Genomic DNA, 23,914 nt, shown 5'->3' with positions numbered 1-23,914 from the left:
ACGCCCCTCATGCCGTCGCCCGAGAAGCACCCCGTCACGGACCACCGAGCCGAGGGGCCGATCGACGTCGTTCTCGAAGCACTCGGCGACATCGTGGAGACGCCACCCGACGCCATCGACCCGACCACGGTACTCACCGCACTGGGCATCGACTCCTACACCGCAGTACGCCTGCGCCGCAGACTGTTCGAGGACACCGATGTCGATCTGGAGTTGACGGACTTCCTGGGGGATGCAACGGCCATGAGCATCGCCCAGCGCATCGTCCGGACAAGACCTGCCGGAGACCCAGTATCGACATCCACCCTGCCGGCGGAATCCGAGAACGATGAACGACCGACCGACAGTTCCTTCGAGCTCGGCGCGGTCCAGCAGGCATATCTCGTCGGACGTGAACCGGCGTTTCCGCTCGGCGGCGTAGCCACGTACTACTACTACGAATACGACCGGGTCGCCGACGATCCGCATGCGGATCTACGCACACTCGAAAATGCCTGGAACGCGGTGGTTCAGCGGCATCCGATGCTGAGATTCGTCGTCGACGCCGACGCGCGGGGTGTTGTCCGGGATCCCGTGGACAGGTACAGCTTCGGGGTCACCGATCTGACACAGGCAGCTCCCGACACGTGCGCGGAGGCACTCGGCGAGCTTCGCCGCACGAATTCGCATCGCGTGCTTCCGGTCGACACCGGACCGCTGTACGACATCCGCGCGGCGCTGCTTCCCGGCGGAGTCACCCGCCTGTTCGTCGGTTTCGACATCCTTGCCCTCGACATGGCCGGATGGATCACGCTCATGCGCGAGTGGGGCGCCCGGGTGGACGGCCGATCCGATTTCCCGCCACTGGGCCCGTCGTTTCCGGAGATCGTCCGAGCTCGGAAGGCTGATCCCGAGCATATTCGCCGTCGCGCAGCAGATCGCGAGTACTGGGCCGCGCGAGCACACGAGCTGCCCGGAGGCCCGAATCTACCCTGGCTGACGGCACCCCACCGCCTCGGCATCCCCCGGTTCACGCGCTGTTCGACCGAATTGGATTCCAGCGCCTGGGATTCGCTTCGGAGTGTGTCTGCCTCGCGTGGATTGACACCGACCGCCGTGTTGCTGGCGAGCTTCGCCATGACGCTTCGATGCTGGGGAGCCACCGAGAAGTTCGCACTCAACACCACACTGTTCGACCGCGAAGACCTTGGCGACGAGCAGACTGCGGCGGAGTCGATCGGCGACTTCACCACCACAGTGCTGGTGGAGATGCCGTTGGCCGACGACTGCGATTTCGCGACGTTCGCGTCCGCCGTCAATCACCGGTTCTGGTCCGATATGGACCACCGAACCGTGTCCGGGGTGGAGGTTCTCCGGCTCGGCCCCGCGCGCGCGTCCACGCCCGCCCCGGCCGCCGACTCGGCACAGTTGCCCAGCCCCAGCCACCCGGTGGTCTTCACCAGCGGACTGGGTCTGTCGGACGGGAACGACTCCCCCACGGCATGGCTGGGATCCGAGGTCTTCGGCGTCTCGCAGACACCTCAGGTGCTGCTCGATCACATCGTGCGCGACGACGGTGGCCGACTGCGCATCGCATGGGACACCGTCGACGGAGCGCTCGATCCCCACTTCGTGCGATCGATGGCCGATGCCCATGCCCGACTTCTCGGGCGGTTGGCCGACGACGACGCAGCCTGGACGGATCGCGCTCTCGCTCACGACCCCAGCTTCCGTGCGGAAGATCCCATCACCGTCAACGCATTCGAGTCCGCGGGACCGCTGCTGACCGATCCGTTCGATGCCCGCGCCGATGATTCCTCCCCGGCCGTCATCTCGGGCGCTACCGCGTATTCCGCGGAATCGCTCCGCTGTCGTGCCGCGGACATTGCCCACTGTCTCGCCGCGCGCGGAATCGGCCCCGGCGACACCGTCGCGGTCAGTGCCGAGAAGAGCCCGGCGCAGATCATTGCAGTCCTCGGTGTCGCCGCGAGCGGCGCCGCCTACGTTCCCGTCGAACCGAATTGGCCCGCCGAGCGCGTCGCCAGCGTCGTCCGTCAGGCAGACATCGCGCACGCTCTGGTGGCCGCGGACGTCGACCGGAGCCGATGGCCGGCAGCCGTCGACGTCCTCGCCTTCGATGCGGCCGGCAAGATCAGCGACGACGGCGCGGCGGATCTCGACCGCGCCGTTTCTCGCCGACCGGATCCGGGCGATCTCGCGTACATCATCTTCACCTCCGGATCCACCGGAGAACCGAAGGGCGTGGCCGTCGAACACCGCGCGGTCCGAACCACACTCGACGACCTGATGGGTCGCTACCCGCTCACGTCGAGCGATCGCGTACTCGGCCTGTCCGCCTTCAGCTTCGATCTGTCGGTGTTCGACATCTTCTCGGTGCTCGGTGCCGGCGGGGCACTGGTTCTGCCCGACAGCGCACGCCTGCGCGACCCCGGACATTGGATGGACGTGATGGCGCAGCACCGTGTCACGCTGTGGAACACGGCGCCGGCGCTGCTCGAGATGCTCGTCGAGTACGCCGAGATCGAACAGGAACGCGCCCGACGCGCCTTGTCGTCCCTGCGACTCGTCTTCCTGTCCGGCGACTACATTCCGACCACGCTTCCTGATCGCCTGCGGGCTCTCGCACCGAATGCCACCCTCGTGAGCCTCGGTGGTGCGACGGAGGCCGCGATCTGGTCGATCTTCCACGCGATCGGCGAGGTCGATCCGGAATGGACAACGATCCCGTACGGGCGGGCACTCGGCGGTCAGAGCTTTCACATCCTCGACGACGGTGTACCCTGCGCGGTCGGACAGGCCGGTGAGCTGTACATCGGCGGCACCGGTCTTGCGCGTGAGTACATCGGTAATCCGGAACAGACGTCGGCGAGGTTCGTCGTGCACACCGCGACCGGCCGACGCCTCTACCGCACCGGCGATCTCGGCAGGTGGCGGACCGATGGTTCCATCGAGTTCCTCGGCCGCGTCGACCGCCAGGTCAAGATCGCCGGACATCGCATCGAGCTCGGTGAGATCGACTCGACCCTCGAGCGGTTGCCGCAGGTACGCGCCGCCGTTGCCTCGGCGGTGCCCGGACCCGACGACCGGCCGCGCCTAATCTGTTTCGTCGTCGACTCGATGGCCGGTGAGCCTGCAGCCGACGCAGATCTCGTTGCTGCCCTGCAGACCCATCTCCCGCCCTACATGATCCCCGGCCGATTCGTACGGCTTCCGTCCTTGCCTGTCACACCGAACGGCAAGGTCGATCATCGCGCCTTACCCAATCCCTTCCGGCGCGAGCAGGAATCGCAGGCGCCCGCCGACGTGGAACAGCACGCCGAGACTCCTGCAGAAGGCGCTGAGGACGACACAACCCTCGACGTGGTCGCCGATGCGTTGGCCCGCGGTCTCGAACTTCGCATCACCGTCGAGGCAGGCGACCTGGCACCGCGGCAATCCCTCGACGCCGCCGTCCGATGGGCCGATCGGACCGTCCGCCATCTCGGTGATTCGGTGACCGTCGACGAGGTGCACGCAACGAGTGGGCTACTCGAGCTGCGTATCAAGGCGATCGAACCAGCTGCGGCTCCGGCGCCGACAGCACTCGAGCCGGTCGCGAGTCCGGGGCGCTTCGTCGACCCGGCGATCGAAACTCTCGTGACCGACATCTTCACCGAACTCCTCGGCGAGAAGATCGACACATCCACGCCGTTCTTCGACGTGGGCGCTACGTCGTTGACGCTGGTGCTCGCCCACCGCCGATTGAGCACAGCCGTCGCCTCCGAAGATTTCACGGTGATCGATCTGTTCGCCAATCCCACCGTCGCATCACTCGCGGCCTTCCTCTCCGAGAACACGCGCGCCGGCACTCGTGCCGCACGCCCACCGGGCGAACACACCCCGAGGCTGCCCAGCGCATCGCACGGTCGCGCGGCCCGGCTCGCCGCCCGCATGCACGCCGTGGAGGCCGTCCGATGACGGGCGGAATCGCCGTCGTCGGATTGTCGACACGGTTCCCCGGTGCGCCGTCCGTCGACCAGTACTGGTCGCTGATTCGCGACGGTCGCAGCGGACTCACGCGCCTGACCACCGACGAGCTGCTCGCCGCGGGGGTACCGCCCTCGCTGGTCCGGGATCGCAACTACGTACCGGTCGCGGGGATCATCGAGGGACAGTCCCACTTCGACCCCGCAGCATGGGGATTCACCGACGCGGAGGCGTGTGCCCTCGATCCTCAACACCGCATGTTGATGGAGTGCGCCTGGCTTGCACTCGAAGACAGCGGACACGGGCACGGTCGCGGCGGTGGGGCCGTCGGCGTCTTCGTCGGGTCCACGCAGAGCGGCTACCTGGCACACAACCTCGCCGGTCGATGGGATACCACGGGCGGTGGCCGCGATCCGCTGGGCAGCATGCAGACCGCGATCGCCACGCAGCCGGACTACCTGCCCCTTCAGATCGCCTACCGCCTCGGATTGACCGGCCCGGCCATCGCCGTATCGACCAGCTGCTCGACGTCTCTCGTCGCGATCCACCTCGCGGCGCAGTCGCTGCTCTCCGGGGAGTGCGACACCGCTCTCGCGGGTGGAGTGTCGGCCATCGTCCCCCAGGGACGCGGATATCTTCATGTCGAGGGCGGAGTGTTCTCGCGGGATGGCGAGATAGCGCCGTTCGGGGCCCGGGGGTCGGGCATCGTCTACAGCCAGGGCGCCGGCGCCGTCGTCCTGCGCAGACTCGAGGATGCGGTTGCCTCCGGCGACCCGATTCTCGCGGTACTGCACGGGTCCGCGGTCAACAACGACGGCACCGACAAGGCCGGGTTCACAGCCCCCTCCGTGCGCGGCCAGGCCCGGGTCGTGGCCGAAGCACTCGCTGTTGCCGAAGCAGATCCCTCGGACATCGGCCTGATCGAAGCACACGGGACGGCAACGAGACTCGGCGACCCGATCGAGATCGCAGCCCTGCGCGCCGTGTTCGGACGCGGCGGTCCGCCATGGTGCGGAATCGGCTCGGTGAAAGGCAATATCGGCCACACCAATTCCGCTGCCGGCATCGCCTCGTTCGCCAAGGCGGTCCTCGCGATCCATCATCGGACACTGCCGATGTCGCTCGGGTCCGATGACGTTGCGGAGGAATTGCGGCTCTCGGATTCGCCGTTCGAATTGCTCGGCAAGACCCGCGACTGGGATACGGCCCCGCTGGCCGGTGTCAGCTCTTTCGGGATCGGCGGAACCAACGCCCACGTCGTACTCGGCCCCCCGCCGGGAAAGCTCCCTCACCCGAACGCATTCGAGCGGCCTGTGCTGTTGATCTCCTCCGGCGCCACAGCCGACGGAGCACGCGCCACCGCCGATGCGATCGCAGATTTCGCACACGAGGCGGCGCCGGTCGATACCACGCAGCAGGCGTCGCCGGTCGATCTCGCATACACGCTCGCAATGGGTCGGGCGGCCCTGCCACATCGGACGGCTGTGGTGCTCGACCCGGCTGCTCCGCACGTACGTCCGGCGTTCCCGGAGCCCGTCGCCGCGCGCACACGGGCACCCTCGGTGATCTTCGCGTTCCCGGGCGCCGGTGGTCACTATCCCGGCATGGGTGCAGACCTCTACCGCGACGAGCCGGTGTTCCGTGCCGCAGTCGACGAGATCGCCGACCTGCTCGTTCTCCGTATCGGTGCCGACATCCGCGACATCTTCGACCGCAATGACACATCCGGCCGCATCCGCGATGTCGGCTTCGCCGTACCAGCACTGTTCGCGATCTCTCTCGGTACCGCACGTCTGCTGCAGTCGTGGGGGCTTACCCCCACCGCACTGGTCGGCCACAGCCTCGGTGAATGCACCGCTGCGGCGTTCACCGGCGCACTGACATCGGATGAGGCATGCACACTCGTCGCCGCGCGATGCACTGCGGCCGCGCGATCCGCAGGCGTCGGCGGGATGATGTCCGTCGCCCTCTCCGAGGACGAACTCCGCGGCATACTGCCCGACCTTCCGGGAATCGACCTGGCGGCCGTGAACGGCCCGAACTCCTGCGTCATTGCCGGTATCCATGACACAGTGCAGTCCGCCTACGAGCTTCTGACGGATCGGGGTGCCGAGGTCAGCCTGTTGCGCCTCGATGCCGCGATGCATTCCCGGCATGTCGAGGCGGCGCTGGGTGAGGTCGAACGCGCGGTGCGCTCGTTCGGCACTGCGGCCCGCGAGTCGAGTACCAGCACGGTGTTCAGCACGGTCACCTGCGACGCCGTCGACGTCGCTGCACTGCGCGAGCCGTCGCACTGGATCGAGCAGTTGCGCAGTCCGGTGCAGTTCTCCCGCGCACTTACCGCTGCGGTGACCGCGGCGCAGGGTGATGTGGTGGTGGTCGAGGTCGGGCCGGGCTCGTCGCTGACGGGTCTGGCGCTGTCTCATGGTTTCGACAACGCCGCCGCCGTGGTGTCGACGATGAGTCGGGAGGAATCCGAGTCCGTCACGATCCGTTCGGCGGTCGGCCGGCTCTGGTCGGTGGGGGTGCCCGTCGACGTCGCGGCAGTATCCGGCGGCACCGGTCCCGTCGGGGACCACCACAGCCCAGCTCGGCCGATACGCGCGCCCGGCTATCGGTTCGATCGCAGACACCTGTGGATCGAACCGTCGGACGCCGCATCCGGACCGTCGGCCGCATTCGACGACCCGCTGCAGATACCGCTGTGGCGGCAGCTACCGCCCGCCTCCGCCACGAACGCGCCGCGCGGCACCTGGGTGATACTGGGTAGCTCCCCTGCAGCACAGTCCCTTCGAGGACGATTCGCACAGCTGGATGTGGTTGTCACCGACCCCGAGGACAACCCGACCGAGTTGCACGGGGTCGTGACCTTCGCGCAGGACCACAACCACGCGGTCGATGCCGTCACCTCGTTCTCGCAAGCAGCCGGACACCTCGTTCCGCACGTGGTGGACGGTGGGCTCTGGGTATCGGTGACCTACAACGGGACGGACCCCGCCAACAGCGGCACAGTCGATCCGGCCGCCGCGGCAGTGCGGGCGCTGCCCCGCGTGCTGGGTCAGGAAGCACCCGGCCTTCGTTGGGCAGCAATCGATCTCGACATCGACGTCGCGGACGACGAAATCGCTGACGTAGTCCTGAGCGAGATACAGGACGCACTCGGACGCTCGGACACTCGGCCCGCTCCACAGGTCGCCGTGCGCGCAGGGACCCGGTGGACGAGCGGCACCACCTCGTGGTCAGCCGCCGAACCGACCGCCGGGGTACAACCCGGAACACGGGCATTGATCGTCGGAGGAACCGGGGCGGTCGGCCGGCTCCTGAGCCGACATCTGTCGCAACGCGGCTACGACGTGGTGGTCACCTCACGCCGAGAACACCCGAACACCGAGTCCACGCCGGTGCGTCACGTCGTCAGCGACGCCACAGACGCCGTCGACCTCGCAGCAGTGGTGGCATCCCTCGACGCGGAGGGCCACCCGATCGGGCTGATCATCCACGCCGCCGGGGTGGCCGCGACCGTTGCTCCCGTCACGCTCACTGCCGATGTGCACGAGGCAGCGCGCGCACATATCGATGCCAAACTGACCGTGGCGCAGAATATCCACCTCGCGGTGTCGGCGTTGGACGAAGACCGGCGCCCCGCCTCGATTCTGTGCATGTCGTCGGCGACCGGGATGCTCGGTGGCGTCGGGATGGGCCCGTATGCCGCGTCGAACACGGCGATGGACGCGTACGCCGCGTCGGTGTCGGGTCATCCCACCCGTTGGGTCAGCATCGTGTGGGACGGATGGCGGGTGCTGCTCGACGAGTCGGGTTCTGGTTCTGGGTCGGCCACCGTGATGTCGGGTGCGCTCGATGCCGCCACCGGCCTGAGCGCCTTCGACCGGATTCTCGATCTCGCAGGCTCCGGTCGTTGCCCCACCGTCGTCGCGGTCGGTACCTCGAGCCTCGAGGTGCGTTCGGGCGCAGCCTCGGTCCCCAGGCCACGAGCTGTGGCCGGCGCGACACCGTCGGATCTCACCGCCACCGAACAGACGGTGGCCGAGATCTGGTCGACGCTGTTCGGCACCACTGTGACCGACCCCGATGCCGACTTCTTCGCGCTCGGCGGACATTCATTGCTGGGCACCCGGATGCTCGATTCCGTACGGCAGCATTTCGGCGTCGAACTCGGTCTCCGGGACCTCCTGACCGCTGCGACGCTGACGGAATTCTCGGGGCGCGTCGACGCTGCACAGGTACCCACGTCACGCAATGCGCCGAACAGCCCCGCAAGCACGGTTCCGTCGCTGTCGGAGGCCCTGCGAGACGACGGAACGTTCGACATGACGCGGGTGCAGCACGCGTACTGGATCGGACGCGACGGCGGATACGAGTGGGGCGACATCCCCTGCCACTTCTACCTCGAATACGACTGCGTCGATCTGGACCTGGAGCGCTATCAGAAGGCGCTCGATGCGGTCATCGACCGTCATCCGCTGCTGCGCAGTGTTGCGACACCCGACGGACGGCTGCGGACGCTCGATTCCGTCCCGTCGTACCGCATCAGAACCCGAGATCTCTCCCGCGCCGACGACGAGACCAAGTCGCGCATCCTCGCGACGATCAGGCAACGGGTCGCTGAGAAGCCCGGGCCACCCGATCGCTGGCCTCTCGTGCAGATCTCCGCCACGATCGTCGAACCGAACCGGGTCCGCTTGTTCATCGGCGTCGACGTCCTGATCTGTGACGCCGCGAGCTGGTGGATCATCGAATCGGAACTGAAGGCCTTGTACGACGCCCCCGACACCTCGCTTCCTACGCTCGAACTTCATCCCGCACAGTGCTCGTCGGCGATGACACTGCGGCGACGAGGACCGGGAGGGGCCGAGGCCGAGCGCTACTGGCTCGAGCGCGCGGACTCCGTTCCCGGCCCACCGGCGCTGCCGATCCGTGCGGCACTCGATCGAAGTCCTCGGTTCGTTCGACGGGCCACCGCGCTGAGCCCCGATCGGTGGAGTCGATTCGTCACCGAATGCCGACGCCACCGCATCACACCGACGGCAGCGCTGCTCACGGTCTACACCGATTCGCTGCGGGCATGGTCGGCCACGCCGCATTTCTCGGTCGTTCTGACGTTGTTCGACCGCCCACCCGTCCACCCCGACGTCAACAAGGTGGTCGGCGACTTCACCTCGCTGATCCTGCACGAATCGGACGCCCACACCGGCTCGTCGTTCGCCGACCGCGCACAGGCCACCCAACGCAGGATGTTCGACGATCTCGATCACCGCGAATATTCGGCACTCGAGCTTCTGGCCGAGCAGTCCACCCGTTTCGGTGAGCGGCGCTCGGTACCCGTCGTGTTCACCGGAGCACTCGGAGTGCACGACATGGTCGACGATTCGGGCTCCCTCGAATGGGTCGGCACGCAGGTCCATGCTGTCGGGCAGACACCGCAGACGTGGCTCGATCATCAGGTGCTCGAGCAGGACGGCGAGTTGCGATTGCAATGGGACGTGCTGGACGGGCTGTTCCCGGACGACGAACTGGACCGAGTGGTGACCCGGCACACCGAGGTGGTGACGCGCCTCGCCGAGGACGACGGTGCGTGGTCGGAGGTGGGCACCACCTCCGATCTGCCGGAGATCGATCCCGCCGACGTACTCGTCCCGCTGCGAGGTGCAGCCTCGGATCGGGCAGAGACTCCCACGCTGTTCCTGATCCATCCGTCGGGCGGAGACGTCCTCTGCTACGCCGAGTTGTCGCGGCGGCTGGTCAGCGACGTCGCGGTCGTGGCACTCACCGATCCCCAGCTCACCGCTGATACCCCGGGTGCGGACTCGATATCGGCCATCGCCGCGCAGTATCTGTCGGCGATCCGCAGCAGGTATTCGACCCCGGCGGGGGGATGGCTGCTCGGCGGCTGGTCCATGGGCGGCTCGGTAGCGCAGGAAATGGCACGACAGCTACACGAGGACGGCGAACACACAGCGCTGATCGTCATGCTCGACTCCAACGACCCGACCTACATCACCCCCATCCCCGGCACTCCCACACAACGGGAGACCGAGGTGGCGCGGCGTCAACTGGGCGCGCTGGAGGCGTTCCTCGATATCGATCTCGATATCGGCGAGACCGCGTGGAACGAGATCGCGAACCTGGACGCCGACGAGAGAAACACCGTGATCGCCGCGAAACTGCGCAGCCGTCGGCTGCTCGGCCCCCGCGACGACGGACGCTCACGCCTCGAGGTGTTCGGTCGTCACCTCGACGCTCTCGCACGTCACGAACCGCGTCTGCTCCCCGACTCGGCCACCGAGACCGTTCTCGTCCGGTGCACGCGACTCGCCCCGAACAATTCGGGGATCGGCATGGGCATCGACGACACCCCCGTCGAGCACGCAGCCGATCTCGGCTGGTCACGTCACCTGGCCGGACCGCTGACCGTCGTCGCCACCGACGCCCACCATTACTCGATCCTTCGACCTCCCGCCCTGGACACCGTGGTCGACCAACTCGATCGTGCACTCAGCAAAGCCCTTCCGCATCACTGATGCCCTACACCCCGAAAGCGACAGCACCCCATGCGATATCGCAACCATCTTTCCCGATCGACCCCGCTCCGCGCGGCAACGGCACTCGCCGCGTCCGTCGCCGTGCTGGCCGGCTGCTCGACGTCCGACCAGCAGAACAGTGCCGGCGACCCGAACAACGCCAGACACGACGTCAGTGCATCGGACGTGTTCCGATACGTCACGCCGGGCTCGTCGGCGGTGAGCACCAACGATCCGCACGGACTCCTGCCCGCGGAAAGTGATGTGGTTCGGATGGCCCTCACCTACGACCCATTGACGGTTCCCGGCGCCGACGGACAGACGCAACCGCGGTTGGCCGAGTCCTGGGAGCCGGATGAGACGTTGACCGAATGGACCATCACGCTGCGCGACGACGCGCTGTTCTCCGACGGCAGCACCGTCACCGCCGCGGATGCGCTGTTCTCCCTCCGCCGGATGGGCGAGAAGTCGGCGGAGAACTCGGGTCGTGTCGAACGGTTCGATCTCGACGCCTCGGAAGCGACGTCGGACACGACGCTGCTGCTCCGCACCAAGGAACCCTATGCGGAGGTCGGTCAGGCCCTGGAGGGGTCGACGTTCGTCGTACCGGAAGGCAGCACCGACTTCACCGAACTCGTACCGGGATCGGGGCCGTTCCGTCCGGTATTCGTCGGCGGACAGGTCGAGGTGTTCGAACGCAACACCGAGTGGTGGGGTCCCGTTCCCCCGATGGCGACCATCGAGATGCGCGCGATCCCCGATCCGCAGGCACGCGCCGACGCCGTCACCTCGGGGCAGGCCGATCTCGCCGCGGGAGTCCCGGCGTCGGCGGTGGTCACACTCGACGAGTCGTCGGGCATCGAAGTGGTACGGCACGCAGGCGCGACCCTCTACCCCCTCGTGATGCGCACCGACACAACACCGTTCGACGACAACCGAGTCCGTGAGGCCGTCCGCAATGCCCTCGACCGCGAGCAGCTCCTCGATGTCGCGTTCCTGGGACAAGGACAGCTGGGCAACGATGTGATCAGTCCTCAGGATCCGGCTGCACCCGATCTGCCGCAGCGCACTCGTGATCTCGACCGCGCGCGCGAACTGATGGCCGAGGCCGGCCTGGCAGACGGCGTCGATGTCACGTTGAACAGCACCACCGCGTACCCCGGAATGGACAGCGCGGCCACCCTCATCGCCCAGCAGCTCGCCGACATCGGCATCCGAGTGAATGTCGAGCTGTCACCCCCGGACACCTACTTCCAGGATGTGTACGCCCAACGCCCCTTCTACATCAGCTATCTCGGGGGCATCCCCTTCCTCGACATCACCCAGGTGGCCCTTCGCCCGGATTCGCCGACCAACGAAACCGCGTGGAGCAATCCCGCGTGGTCGGCAAAGCTCGCCGAGACCGTCGCCGAGCCCGACGACGCGACCCGTGATCGCGGAATCGGTGAGCTGATGACAACACTCCGCGATGAAGGTGGTTACGCCATCTGGGCTGCCTCCGACCGTCTGGATCTTGCCGCACCGGGTGTGACCGGAGTGCCCGAAGGCATCGGCTTCGCCAGTGCGTTCATCGACCAGGTCGACCTCCAAGGGTGATCTCTACGGCACGCCACTCCGGTGGAGTGCGATTGCGTCCGCTGCTCGTCACGGCGGCGCGCGCACTCGTACTCATCCTGGCCGTCTCGGTGATCGTCTTCGGTGTCACTGCGCTCCTTCCAGGCGACGCCGTGTCGCTGCGTGCGGCAGGCCGGATGAGCCCCGAGCAACTGTCGGTGCTGCGCTCCGCGGCCGGTCTCGACGAACCGCTTCCCGTGCGGTACCTCGCGTGGCTGACGAATGTCGTCGGAGGTGATCTCGGGACGTCGACGAGCACCGGGCGCAGCGTGGCGTCGATGCTCGGCAACCGCTTGCCGGTGTCGACGGGTATCGTGTCGGTCGCGCTGGTCGTCATCATCCCTCTGATGGGGATCCTCGCTGTGCTCGCCTCACACGGCGGGGGACGTCGACCTGCCGGATCTGCTGCCACCACCGCAATTGCGGCGCTCCCCCAGGTCGTCGTTGCGGCGCTCGTCGCCGCGATCCTGTCCGGGAGGGCAGGACTCGTGCCACCGGTCTCCCTGATTCCCGCCGGCCGGTCGCCGCTGGCGCACCTCGAACTGCTGGTGTTGCCGGCATTGACGCTGGCGCTGCCCGCGAGCGCGTACGCGGCGATGATGCTGCGCGGACCGCTGGTGGATGCCGCGGACACCCCCTACATCGTCGATGCTCGGATGCGCGGCGTCGGCCGGGCACGGCTCACCGCGTCGTACGTCCTCCCGGTGGTCGCGGCGCCCGTCGTTCGTGTGATGTCGTTCGTTCTGGCCGGGCTGATCTGCGGAACCGCCTTGGTGGAGAACATGTTCGGGCTGTCCGGTCTCGGTGAACTGTTCGTGACCTCGATCGCCACACGCGATGTGGCGGTAGTGCAGACGATCTCGTTGCTCGCGGCAGTCGTGGTGGTCGTCGGTATGGCCATCGCTGATCTTGTCGCGGCCTGCATCGGCAGGAAGGATCCGAGGTGACCGGCCGTAGTGGGCGATCCGCACAGTGGCTGATCGCGGTCTCGCTGTCCGCGGTGCTCGCCTTCGCCTTGTTCGGACGCTATCTCACCGACCAGGACCCACTAGCGACGGTGGCCCGACCGTGGACACCGCCGAACGCAGACCAGCTGCTCGGAACCGACGCGCTCGGACGCGACGTGCTGTCGCGAATCTTCTGGGGCGGCGCCACTCTCACTGCCGTTGCACTCGTCGCCGCTGCCGCATCGACAGCGGTCGGCGTCGCCTGCGGCCTCTGGGCCGGGTGGTCCGGGCGCCGAATCGAAGTCGGCGTGAGCGCCGGGGCCGATCTCTTGCTCGCGGTCCCCGCCGTTCTCGTCGGACTCGTCCTCGCAGTCGCCGTCCCGATGCCCGTCGCGGTGGTCGCCGCGACCGTCGTAGCCGGTTCCCCGCTCACCGCCCGCGTCGTCGCCGACCTTTCCGCCGACTGCCGCCACGCCACCTACATCGACGTCGCACGCATGCGTGGCGATTCCGTCCCGTCCATTCTGGGCCAGGAAGTGCTGCCGTCGCACACCGCCGCGATCACCACCGACTACGGACTGCGCGTCATCGTGGCCCTGCAGCTCGTGTCCACCATCAACGCGCTGGGCCTGGGAACTTCACCTCCGCACCCGGATTGGGCATCGATGATCACGGAGAACTATTCCGGAATCGGGCTGAACGCTGCCGCAACCGTGGCGCCGGCGGTTGCTCTCGCCGCGCTCGCGACGGTGGTCGCGATCGCGTCGACGACGCTCGGGTCGGCAAGGCTCCGAGGAGTATCCGCATGACGACGACCCCGAGCACGTTGCGCGTTCGCGGCCTGACGATCACCGACGACCGCGGAAACCATCCCCTCCATCAGTTCGATTTCGACGCCGCTGCGGGCGAGATCGTCGCACTCGTCGGCCCCTCGGGCTCGGGTAAGACCACCGCGATCGCCGCCATTCTCGGGATGCTGCCGCGCCGCGTGGACGTCACCGCCGGGACGGTCGACTGGTCCGGGCCGGGTGAGCACGGCACCAGGTCGTGGCGGGGAACCACTGTGGGATATGCCGCTCAGGATCCGGCGTCGGCGCTGCATCCCGGCCACACCGGGTGTCGTTCGGTCGCGGAGGCAGCACGTATGCGCGGCTGCGCCCGACACGTCGCAACCGCAGCCGCACGCTCGGTTCTCTCCGAGTTCGGGCTGACCGACGAGCAGATCGACTCGCCGCCCCACCGTGTCTCGGGTGGCCAGGCTCAACGCGTCGCTGTGGCCCGCGCGCTGGTGGCGTCGCCCCCGCTGGCGATCCTCGACGAACCGACCTCGGGACTCGACGACGTCACCCTCCAACCAGTGCTCGCGGCCATCACCGCACGACGACGCGCGAACAGCGTCACGATCGTCGCCACTCACGACCCACGCCTGATTGCCGTGTGCGATCGGGTACTACGGACCGTGCCGGCCGTCGACCACGACACCGTGTCTGCATCCGGCCGGGCCGTAGACTCCGGCACATCCGCTCTGGAGCTGACCGATTTCGGGATTCGCACCGAGCAAGGACGTGTGTTGCTCGACGGCTCCACCCTCGACGTCCGCACCGGCGAGTTCGTCGTGCTGCGGGGTCCTTCCGGCTGCGGCAAGACCACACTGCTGCGTGCGGTGTGCGGTCTGCATCCGTTCGACGGCACCGTGACACTCGACGGGCATGCCGTAGCCGCGCGAGTCGGTGAACGGACACCGCAGTCGCGCGCTGCGATCGCCTTGGTCGGCCAGAATCCCCGGGATGCACTCAACCCCGCCCACACCATCGAGCGCATCCTCAGACGTCAGATGCGACGGCTGTATCCGCGGGCAGATCTCCGGGCCGAGGCCGAGCGACTCCTCGACCGCGTCGCGGTGCCCAGGACCGTCCTACGCCGGCGCCCTCACGAACTGTCCGGCGGTCAGCGACAGCGTGTCGCGATCGCCCGGGCCCTTGCGGGCCGCCCGCGCCTGCTCATAGCCGACGAAATGACCGCATCGCTCGACCACAACACGGCGATGCGCATCACCGACCTGCTCGACGAGCTCAGGCACGCCGGCACCGAAACCGACGACGCCATGTCGATTCTGGCGACAACGCACGACGAGCATCTGACCGCTCGGGCGGATCGCGTCGTCGAAATTCACAAGTCCTCCATCATCGAAGCCCGTTCGCACACGAGGAGCACACATCTATGACCGATACCGAATTGCCCCGGCACGCCGATCTCAACGCAGCCGTCGATGCCCTGTCCTCGCACCCATGGATCGCGCGCGTCGACCCGGATGGAGACAGAGGACTACGCATCGTCGTATCCGACGACGCCGTGGCGACAACGAGAGCAGAGGGGGCCGCGGTGGTCGGTGGCCTCACCCACGAACATCTGACGCACTGGGCAGAGGTGTACGACTGGACCTACAGCTCCGCGCAGCAGTATGAACCGCAGGATCAGGACGACGATCTGGCCGGCTGGCGTGCCACCGACACCGGCGATCCCTTGCCGGCCGAGCACATGATCGAATGGGTCGAGCGCACAGTCGAACTCGTTCTCACGCAACGTCCTCGCAACGTGCTCGAGCTCGGATGCGGGACAGGACTGTTGATGCGCAGACTCGCCCCACACGTCGACAGCTACGTCGGTACCGACGTGGCCGGAGAGATCGTGGACAGACTCACCGCGCAACGCATCGCCGGAACCAGTTTCGTCGAGGCCGCCGCGCACGAACTGCGGGGACAACTCGTGCGGGACGCCGTTGCGGCGACCGGCGCAACACCGGACTGCATTCTTCTGAACTCGGTCACCCAGTGCTTTCCGGACACCCGCTATCTTGCTGCAGTCGTACTCGACGCCATCGACACGGTCGCTCCCGGTGGCACCGTGATCGTCGGCGACATCCGGCACTCGGGCCAACTCCACGACTTCGCCCGCTGGGCGGAGATGGCCAAGAATCCGGACGAAGACCCGAACACCCTGGGCGACCGAGTGAATCGGCGTGCAGCGTCGGACAGCGAACTGTCGGTGGACCCGTCGACGCTCGCGTCCATCGCAGCCGCGTCCGGGCGAGAGGTATCGGTCTTCACGTACGCGAAGACGCTGCGCGACGATTCCGAACTCACCCGATATCGCTTCGATGCCGTGTTCACTGTCGATGTCGCCGCCGTGGCCGGGCGCGATGCCCCCTCGGTGGCGTCGTGGCACGATCTCGATCGCGACGGCTCCGCACTGACCGATCTGCGAGCGCGTGTCGAATCCGGACCCACCCTGATCACAGACATTCCCCGATCCGTCACGGCCGCGGCGCTGAGTTCGGCGCTGATCGGTACGGATGCGGTGGTGTTGATCGACCCGTCCGATCCCACCGTGTTCCGGGTGGCATCACCCGCGGTAGTAGGCGCGATCACTGCGGCAGACCCACCGAAGGTCGGCACGCCTCACGAGCCGCTGGGTGCGTTCGCACGCAGTCGGATGCTCGACGTCGCCCGCACACTGTTGCGTCGGGCCGGTATCGCCCGCCCGGAACGCATGACCGTCGAACTTCCGTCCGGGCGCGGTCTCGACATCGTCGCAGCGAATCGTCGACGACACGAGATCGACCGTGCGGGAAGGTGTGCCGTGTCAGGGACGCCGGAACCTATTTCCGATGCGGCACTTGTCCGGGTACCCGGAGCCGTCGAACGATTGGACGCCATCGCCCTCGACGCGATGGCGAGCTTCCTCTGCTCCGATGGTGGGGTTCGGCCCGGGGTGACAGCGTCCACCGACGAGGTCGCGACGACACTGCGAGTCGCAGAACGGCACCTGTGGATACTGCGTCGGTGGATCGAGGTCTTGTGCGCCGAAGGCCACGCACTCCGGCGGGGCACCGACGCGTTCGTCCTGGCGGAGCCCACCCAGCCGGCGACGAACAACATCGACGACCGGGAACTCGCCCGCGCCTGCCGCGCCCTGGGGTACCCGTCCGAGATGGCCGGGTTCTATTCGAGAGCGCTGACTTCGCTCGGCCCGTTGCTGCGTGACGAGGTGTCGGCGCAAGCATTGATGTTTCCCGACGGGGACATGACCACGTCGCTGAGCAAGGACGAGAGGAACTTCAGCAACCGGTACCTGCACGGCGCCGCGGCCCGGATCATCGCCGAGGCCGCGCGCACGCGGCCCGGCCCACTCCGCATCCTGGAGCTGGGCGGCGGCGCCGGGGGCGGCACACACGCAGCGCTCGCAGCGCTCGGCGACCAGGATGTCGACTACCTCTTCACCGACATCTCCCGTTTCTTCACCACCTCGGCCGCGGAGCGTTTCGGTGCTCGACCCGGATTTCGCACCGCGACAGCAGACATCGATATCCGACTGACCGATCAGAATCTGCCGGCACATGCATTCGACGTGGTGCTGGCCGCGAACGTTCTCCATTGTGCAACCGATGCGGGATCTTCTGTCTCGGCACTGAGTGAAGTGCTGGCACCGTCGGGGATCGCCGTCGTGATCGAGGCCGTTCGTGAGCACTATCTCGTGCTGGCCACGATGCAGTTCCTGCTGTCATCACGAGGCGGTGGAGCGCATCCGGGTACGGCCGACCGCCGGAACGGGAGCGTCTTCCTCTCCGATTCCGACATCCGGCACTACCTGTCCGTCAACGGTATTCGTCCGTCCCTCGAGCTTCCCGGGGAGGGAACTGTGTTGGCCGCGCCGTCACAGCGCCTGTTCGTCGGCCAGGCGTTGTGACGGCGAAGCGGCTAATCGGCGAATGTTTCGGCGAACAGATCCTGTTCCAACCACACTGCGGCACGGACGCCGTCCGCGGCAGCGGGAGCCACCAGCGTCACCGGCTCGGGGACGGCTGCCAGGTGTGCCGCGTCGCCGCCGGCGGACACCCCGGGAACGGTCGTCTTCCCGAACTCGTCTACACGGACACATCCGTCGTCGAAATGTTCACATCCGAGCGCCCGAGTGAGCGCCGTGTTGGGAGTCGTCGGTGCCCGGTGGTAGAGGGCCTGACGTTCGAGAACGGAACCGTCGGCGAAAAACACCCTCAGCGAGCCGGGCTCGCCCTCGATGTGCTCGACCGGCGTCTCCACCACCCGCGCGCCTGTCTTGTCCAGCATGGCTCTCAACGGATCCGGAATGGTCGACGGGCCGTTCGTGCAGACCACCACATCGTCGGAATAGCGGTCGGCGACGTAGGCGCCGAGCGCGGCGTCCGGGCCGTTGGCCAGGACCGCGAGGGTCAGCCCGTCGGTCTCGAATCCGTGGCAGAACGGGCAGTGGAAGACTCCGGATCCCCAGCGTTCCGCCAGGCCCGGAATCTCCCAGGGGACGTCGGTGACGCCCACGGCGAAGAACAGCTTACGAACCTGGACCGGCCTCCCGTCGTCGATCGTCACCTCGAATGCACCGTCGGCTCCGGCGACCCCACTGACTTGACCGGAGATCCGCTCGACCGTGGGGTATGCCTCGATTTCGGCGCGTCCGTCGGCGAGGAGATGGGCCGGTGCACCACCGTCGCGGCCGAGGTACATGTGCATTTCGGCGGCGGGCGCGTTACGCGGCCGTCCACCATCGACGATCAGGACGGATCTCTTCTGGCGTCCGAGTACCAGCGCGGCGCTGAGGCCGGCGGCACCTGCGCCCACGATGACGACGTCGTACATGAGGTGACTCCGATCGGCGGGTACGGCGGCCCGCTATTATTGAAAGTGATTGTCGTTGCAAATAGTAACCGACCGTTGGATTCGGATCGCATGACCGAAAGGACGCACGTGCCCGTGTACCTCGACCCGTACACCCGATCCGCGGATCACCTCGACCTCCTCAGCGCGGGGCCATGGCAGCACATGGCGCCCCACGTCAGCACGGCATTGGCCGGCATCGGAGAGAACGACGCCACCATCGTCGAACTCGGATCCGGCACCGGACTCGGAACCTGCGTCATCGCTCGCACGGCACCGAGGGCGCGGATCGTGGCAGTGGAGCCGTCCAGTCATCTGCGCGCGGTATTGCTGCATCGAGTCGCGTCCGACAACGACCTGCGCTCCCGGGTGACCGTCGAGAACCGGCCGTTCCCGTCGTCCCGACTTCCCGAGAAGTTCGATGCGCTCGTCATGATCAATTCACTGGGTCACCTCGACCCCGACGAGCGGTCGGAATTGTGGCGAGTGGTTGCTGCCGGGCTACGGCCGGGAGGACGCGCCGTGATCAATCTTCAAGCACCCACCACGTCCTCGGAAGTTCCGGAATTCGAGATGGCACGTGAATGCGTCGGCGATCGCGAGTACCACGGCACCGCTCGGGCCGAGTGCATGGACGAGCACACCGTGATCTGGCACATGATCTACCGAACGAGCGAGGACGGCCGCGAGATCGACGCTACCGAGGTCGAGTACCGGTGGAACGTCCTCGATCCCGGCACACTCGAATCCGAACTTGCCCAACACAACTTACATGCGAACGCGGTGGGTGACGAACAGTTCGGGGTGTTCGCCATCGAATCGGACGTCAGGCGGCGTTGACCGTCCCCGACGTGGCCATCGCCGCGGCCGGTGAGATCGACTGCCATGCAGGGCGATTGACGAGCCCGATGACTACCGACTTGTCCGCTATGTCCAAATCTACTTCGCGCGAATATCTTACAGTCGAGAACCACATTATTGTCGCATCCCGCACGGCGTTTCGACCCGATTCGCATGATCAGGCCCTGACTTGCGCCGAATTTATCGTGCGCTAAGGTTTACGACGCTGCACGGGGGCAATGGGCTGCAGCCCGTTTCGGTCCGGTGCAGCACGTCCCCACCCGAATGCGGACAGCGGGACGTGCCATATGTCGGGGGATATATGTCGCATGAGCTACACCACTTCACCCTGGGGTTCTGGGTCCTACCGCTGGCGTACACCATGGCGGTCGTCGGATCGTATGTGGGCCTGTCGTGCGTCCGACAGTCCCTGAAATTCACGTCGATTCGCGCCACGACGCTGTGGCTCGTGATGGCGGCAGTCTCGATCGGCGGGGTCGGCATCTGGCTCATGCACTTCATCGGAATGATGGGTTTCGCCGTGCCCACGTCGCCGATCCGATACGACCTCGCCCTCACGATGTTCTCCGTGGCACTCGCGGTCATGGCCACATTGTTCGGGCTCTCAGGGGTGGTCGGGATGCGGCTCCTGTCCACACGTCGGCGCGATCACATGGTGTCACTGGCGATCGGGGGGCCGGTGATGGGCGTGGCAGTGAGCCTCATGCATTACAGCGGTATGGCAGCCATTCGAATCCAGGGCACCCTCGAGTACGATCCGATGTTCGTCGCCACATCGGTGATCATCGGGATCGTCGCATCCACCGTCGCTCTCTGGGTTGCCGTCCGCGCCGAACGGATCAGAGCGCGGATCGCTGCAGCCCTCATCATGGGCTGCGCCGTGGTCGCCATGCACTACACCGGGATGGCAGGCGTACACGCGACGGTCGACCCGACCGCGCCGTCGCCGAACGGTGTGACCGTCCTGGCACTGCTGTTTCCCGCGTTCGTCATCGGTGTGCTCGTGTTGGCCGTGCCGATCGTTGCCCTGCTACTCGTCGCCGATCCCGTCGACACCCATGTCAAGAACTCGATCGAGCGATGGACCGCACCCCACGATGTCGAGACCGTGTCCGAGTACGACCTCAGTGAGGCACCCACCGAGGTGATCATCATTCCGGACGGGTACCGGCAGGCAGACCACCGGCCACAGAACGTCGACCCATCGCGCGCCGTCATCGCTGTGCTGCGGCCTCGATTGCACGAGTCGTGGCCGCTTCGATCGACTCGACCACCTTCGGCGGAGCATGAATCGCGCCGTTCTCGACCAGCTCGTCCATGATCGACTTGACCTGCCGCAAGTACGCGACGCGCTCGGGGAGCGATTCGGCGCTCTCGGCATGCCGCAGCAGCTTCGCCGCCTGGTCGAGCTTACGACGATCCACCGGATCGAGGTACGTCGTACCCTCGCGTTTCGCGGTTCGTTCGGCGGTTGCCCAGGCGACGGTGAGGCGGCGGACCGCATCCCGATATGCCGCTGCGAACGTCGAATCCGACGGCATCGTCTCGGAACGCAGCGCGGTCGCGTCTTCCATCGCCTCATGGAATGCCGCCGTCGCGGGGTGCGTGATGTCGGTGAGTGCGGGATATCGCATGAGGATCAGCGGTTCGGTCTCGTACGGCAGGTAGGCGAGCAAGATCTCGTCGTGCTTGTTCTTCGCGGACTCCCAGAGCTTCTCTGCGGAGGACGGTGCTGCGAGACCGGCCGACGGCGGTAGCGATTGTGGCGCCTGCTTCGGCGCGGGGTCGTCCGGCTTCGATGGCCGCGCCTCCAGCGCCGGGGGTGCAGCGGTCCGCCTGAGCTCGAGGATTATCCGATCACTGACCGGGTTGTTGTGGGGATCGGCCGCGACGCAGAAGAACTCTCCGGTGCGCAACGTGATCTGGAGGTAGTAGTGCGATCGCAGGCGGAAATCGTGGTCGGCGGGTACCCAGGTCGAGCTGCCCGCCCACGGGCCGTTGCTCAGCTTGACCTTGGTGACGGCCGACCTCGGGAATCGGTAGGTACGAGTCGACCAGTTGCCCAGCATGACCTCTGTCGGACTGATCTGGATCCCCAGGCGCGGCGGCCTGCGGTGGGTCACCGCGAGAACCCCGCCCAGCGCGACCACCATCGGTATCACCAGGGCGAGAGTGGCAAGGAGGTCATCCCGGCCGATTTCCGTCCATGCCCAGCCACACAGCACGATCACCGCGATGGACGGGACTCCGACCGCGACCGGTAACCATTCCGTGCGGTTGGCGTCGACATACGCACCGAACTGGAGATTGTCGAGATCGCCAACACCACACCTCCCGTCGCTTCGCTCGCACTGACCCTCGACCGGAGCCCGCTCCAAGTGACGGCGCTCGTCGTCGGACAGCGCGCCACTACTCGGTGTCCGCAGATGCTCGTCGGGTGCAACCACACTCCGATCTAACTACAAGATCAGTGTGTTAGCGTCACCCGATGCCCAAGGTGAGCCGCCGATTCTCACTCCGTGCGGCCGTCACCGGCGCCGTCACCGGCCTCGTTTCGTTCACCGGCCTCACAATCGCGGCCGATACGTCCTCTGTGTTGTTGTACGGCGCAGGCGCCGGTGTCGCTGCACTCGGTGTGGTTGTCGGTTCGCAACGACTCCGCGGATCCACCACCGACTTCATCGAGAACCCGGATCTCGCGGCAGGCGGTCCGCGGCGCGCCAGTGCCATCGATTCACCACATGCAAAGGTCGCGGTAGTCCATTCGGTGGAGACAGAGCACACGCAGGGTTTCCGGATCGCGAAGTTCGGTGTCACCGTCGTGGATCGCCTGTTCCGCGACGGCTCCTATGTCACGTCCACCCGCGCCATGGCTCCGCCCAAGGTGCTCGAGTCGGCCGTCGGCGAGCGTCGCATGGCCCTTGTCGAGGAAGTGCACCGTCTACCAGGCGCCGTCATCATGCCGTGGAAGGACTCCGAGCTCCAGCAGTACGGCAAGGTGCTGGCCGCCGAGATCCCGAAGGAGATTCCACCGGAGCGGGTCTACACCGTCCCGCGCGGCGGGGTGGTGTCGCGGACGATGGTCACCGTCTGCTTCTGCACTGCCTTCGCGATCTTCGGTTCTGCGACCGGCCTACTGTTGCCCGACACCGCGGGCCTGAGCTCCGCTTTCTCCTCGGCGGTCACCACAGCCACCGACATCGATACGGGCACGGACGAGTGGGAGATCACCACCGCCATCGGTCAGTTCGGTCTCGACGCCCTGGCCGCGATGACGGTAATGGCAGAGAAGGACATCCCCGGCAGCACCGAGCATGTCCTCGAAGTCACCTTCTACGGTTTCTGGACCGAACTCGTCGTACTCGATGAGGCGAACGCGCAGCGCGTCGTCTACCACGCCAGCCAGGACTCCAGCGGCAACTACGATCCTGACGGGGTGGACGTCACGCGTGGGACGAGCAACGACAGCGGCGCCCGCGTCCGCAACAGTTTTCCTCTCTCGGTCGTCGATCCCGCAGTCGTGGTCGCGGCGTACGACGAGATCACCGCGACCCTCGGGGTCGACCAGACCGGTAACGATCGCGTCGAGATCAGTAAGGAGGCACCGGACGCCGAGCCGCTCATCGAAGTGCGCGCCACTGTGGTGGGCGGAAGCGGCACCTACGTGGCCAAGCTCGACGGAACCCTCGCTCCGATCTTCGACATCGGCGATACCGCCGCCGCCCTCGAACAGGTCGACTCCGTCCTGCCGCGTGCCGGCATCGACGCGACAACACCTCGCATCGGCTCCCTCTGCATCCCCTGCAGCTCCGACAGAATCGGGCTGACTGTCGACCCCGCGGTCGACGGTGGGGACCGGCAGGAGTTTTCGATGAGTTCCGGCACATTTCCGGAGGTGTCGATCGACGAGTCCACTACGCCGACACCGGACGAGCTTTTCAGCTTCTCGCAGATCACCGCGGCGCAGCTCGATGCCATCGCCGTGGCCAACGCCGAGAGGGTCGGCGCAGAACCGGCCGATATCGATTCGGCGAGGTTCTCGATCACCAAAGAGACACTCCCCGAAGCCGATTCCGACACCCCTCGGATCCTTCAGGTGAACGTCGAGTTCGCGACGATGACAGACAGCGACGCGACCTACCTCCCCGACGGAACGTTCGTCGCCACCGACTAGGCCGTGTTTCAAAAGCCCGCTCCCTCACAACCACTGACTGATCGCAGCGACCTGGACGGTGGCCAGGTACCGCACCGCAAGCTTGTCGTAGCGCGTGGCCACCGCCCGAAACTGCTTGAGCTG

The 23,914-nt window shown here is 66.7% G+C and carries 12 protein-coding genes and 1 pseudogene; 10 read left to right on the top strand and 3 right to left on the bottom strand.

Annotated features, from left to right (window positions below; genetic code table 11):
- Window positions 1-9: 9 nt before the first annotated feature.
- From Q7514_RS31045 to Q7514_RS31015, 7 genes are read left to right on the top strand one after another with little or no spacing between them, the layout of a single operon-like run.
- On the top strand, window positions 10-3,957 hold the full coding sequence (locus Q7514_RS31045) for a non-ribosomal peptide synthetase (protein ID WP_330137098.1): 3,948 nt from the start codon (window positions 10-12) through the stop codon (window positions 3,955-3,957).
- Window positions 3,954-10,505, top strand: coding sequence for an SDR family NAD(P)-dependent oxidoreductase (locus tag Q7514_RS31040; RefSeq protein WP_330137097.1), 6,552 nt, complete (start codon window positions 3,954-3,956; stop codon window positions 10,503-10,505). The genes Q7514_RS31045 and Q7514_RS31040 overlap by 4 nt, the downstream gene beginning before the upstream one ends.
- Before the next feature lie 30 nt (window positions 10,506-10,535).
- A complete protein-coding gene (locus Q7514_RS31035; protein WP_330137096.1) occupies window positions 10,536-12,101 on the top strand; it encodes an ABC transporter substrate-binding protein in 1,566 nt (521 codons plus the stop codon).
- On the top strand, window positions 12,098-13,066 hold the full coding sequence (locus Q7514_RS31030; protein ID WP_330137095.1) for an ABC transporter permease: 969 nt from the start codon (window positions 12,098-12,100) through the stop codon (window positions 13,064-13,066). The genes Q7514_RS31035 and Q7514_RS31030 overlap by 4 nt, the downstream gene beginning before the upstream one ends.
- Window positions 13,063-13,875, top strand: a complete 813-nt coding sequence (locus tag Q7514_RS31025; RefSeq protein WP_330137094.1) for an ABC transporter permease subunit — start codon at window positions 13,063-13,065, stop codon at window positions 13,873-13,875. Before Q7514_RS31030 ends, Q7514_RS31025 begins: the two co-directional genes overlap by 4 nt.
- Window positions 13,872-15,290 (top strand): ABC transporter ATP-binding protein, encoded by a 1,419-nt coding sequence (locus Q7514_RS31020; protein WP_330137093.1) that lies wholly within the window; start codon window positions 13,872-13,874, stop codon window positions 15,288-15,290. The genes Q7514_RS31025 and Q7514_RS31020 overlap by 4 nt, the downstream gene beginning before the upstream one ends.
- Entirely contained in the window at window positions 15,287-17,812 is a 2,526-nt protein-coding gene (locus Q7514_RS31015; protein ID WP_330137092.1) for a class I SAM-dependent methyltransferase, read from the top strand. The genes Q7514_RS31020 and Q7514_RS31015 overlap by 4 nt, the downstream gene beginning before the upstream one ends.
- Before the next feature lie 11 nt (window positions 17,813-17,823).
- Here the strand turns inward: Q7514_RS31015 and Q7514_RS31010 are convergent, their stop codons facing one another.
- Window positions 17,824-18,738, bottom strand: coding sequence for an NAD(P)/FAD-dependent oxidoreductase (locus Q7514_RS31010; protein ID WP_330137091.1), 915 nt, complete (start codon window positions 18,736-18,738; stop codon window positions 17,824-17,826).
- 90 nt (window positions 18,739-18,828) lie between these two features.
- Between Q7514_RS31010 and Q7514_RS31005 the strand changes: the two genes are divergently transcribed.
- Together Q7514_RS31005 and Q7514_RS31000 are read left to right on the top strand one after the other, a co-directional pair.
- Window positions 18,829-19,596, top strand: a complete 768-nt coding sequence (locus Q7514_RS31005; RefSeq protein WP_330137090.1) for a class I SAM-dependent methyltransferase — start codon at window positions 18,829-18,831, stop codon at window positions 19,594-19,596.
- A gap of 322 nt (window positions 19,597-19,918) precedes the next feature.
- Complete coding sequence (locus Q7514_RS31000; RefSeq protein WP_330137089.1) at window positions 19,919-20,938, top strand: MHYT domain-containing protein; 1,020 nt, start codon at window positions 19,919-19,921, stop codon at window positions 20,936-20,938.
- On the opposite strand, the gene Q7514_RS30995 is transcribed toward Q7514_RS31000, so the two are convergent.
- Complete coding sequence (locus Q7514_RS30995) at window positions 20,832-22,064, bottom strand: hypothetical protein (RefSeq protein ID WP_330137088.1); 1,233 nt, start codon at window positions 22,062-22,064, stop codon at window positions 20,832-20,834. The genes Q7514_RS31000 and Q7514_RS30995 overlap by 107 nt on opposite strands.
- A gap of 41 nt (window positions 22,065-22,105) precedes the next feature.
- Between Q7514_RS30995 and Q7514_RS30990 the strand changes: the two genes are divergently transcribed.
- A complete protein-coding gene (locus Q7514_RS30990) occupies window positions 22,106-23,791 on the top strand; it encodes a hypothetical protein (RefSeq protein ID WP_330137087.1) in 1,686 nt (561 codons plus the stop codon).
- Window positions 23,792-23,815: 24 nt separating this feature from the next.
- Here the strand turns inward: Q7514_RS30990 and Q7514_RS30985 are convergent.
- Window positions 23,816-23,914, bottom strand: a pseudogene (locus Q7514_RS30985) (IS5 family transposase); the annotation flags it as partial.

The organism is Rhodococcus artemisiae, from assembly GCF_036327795.1.
Classification (GTDB): Bacteria; Actinomycetota; Actinomycetes; order Mycobacteriales; family Mycobacteriaceae; genus Rhodococcus; species Rhodococcus artemisiae.
Note: the sequence above shows the minus strand (reverse complement) of the source record. Positions and strands in the feature narration are given on the sequence as shown.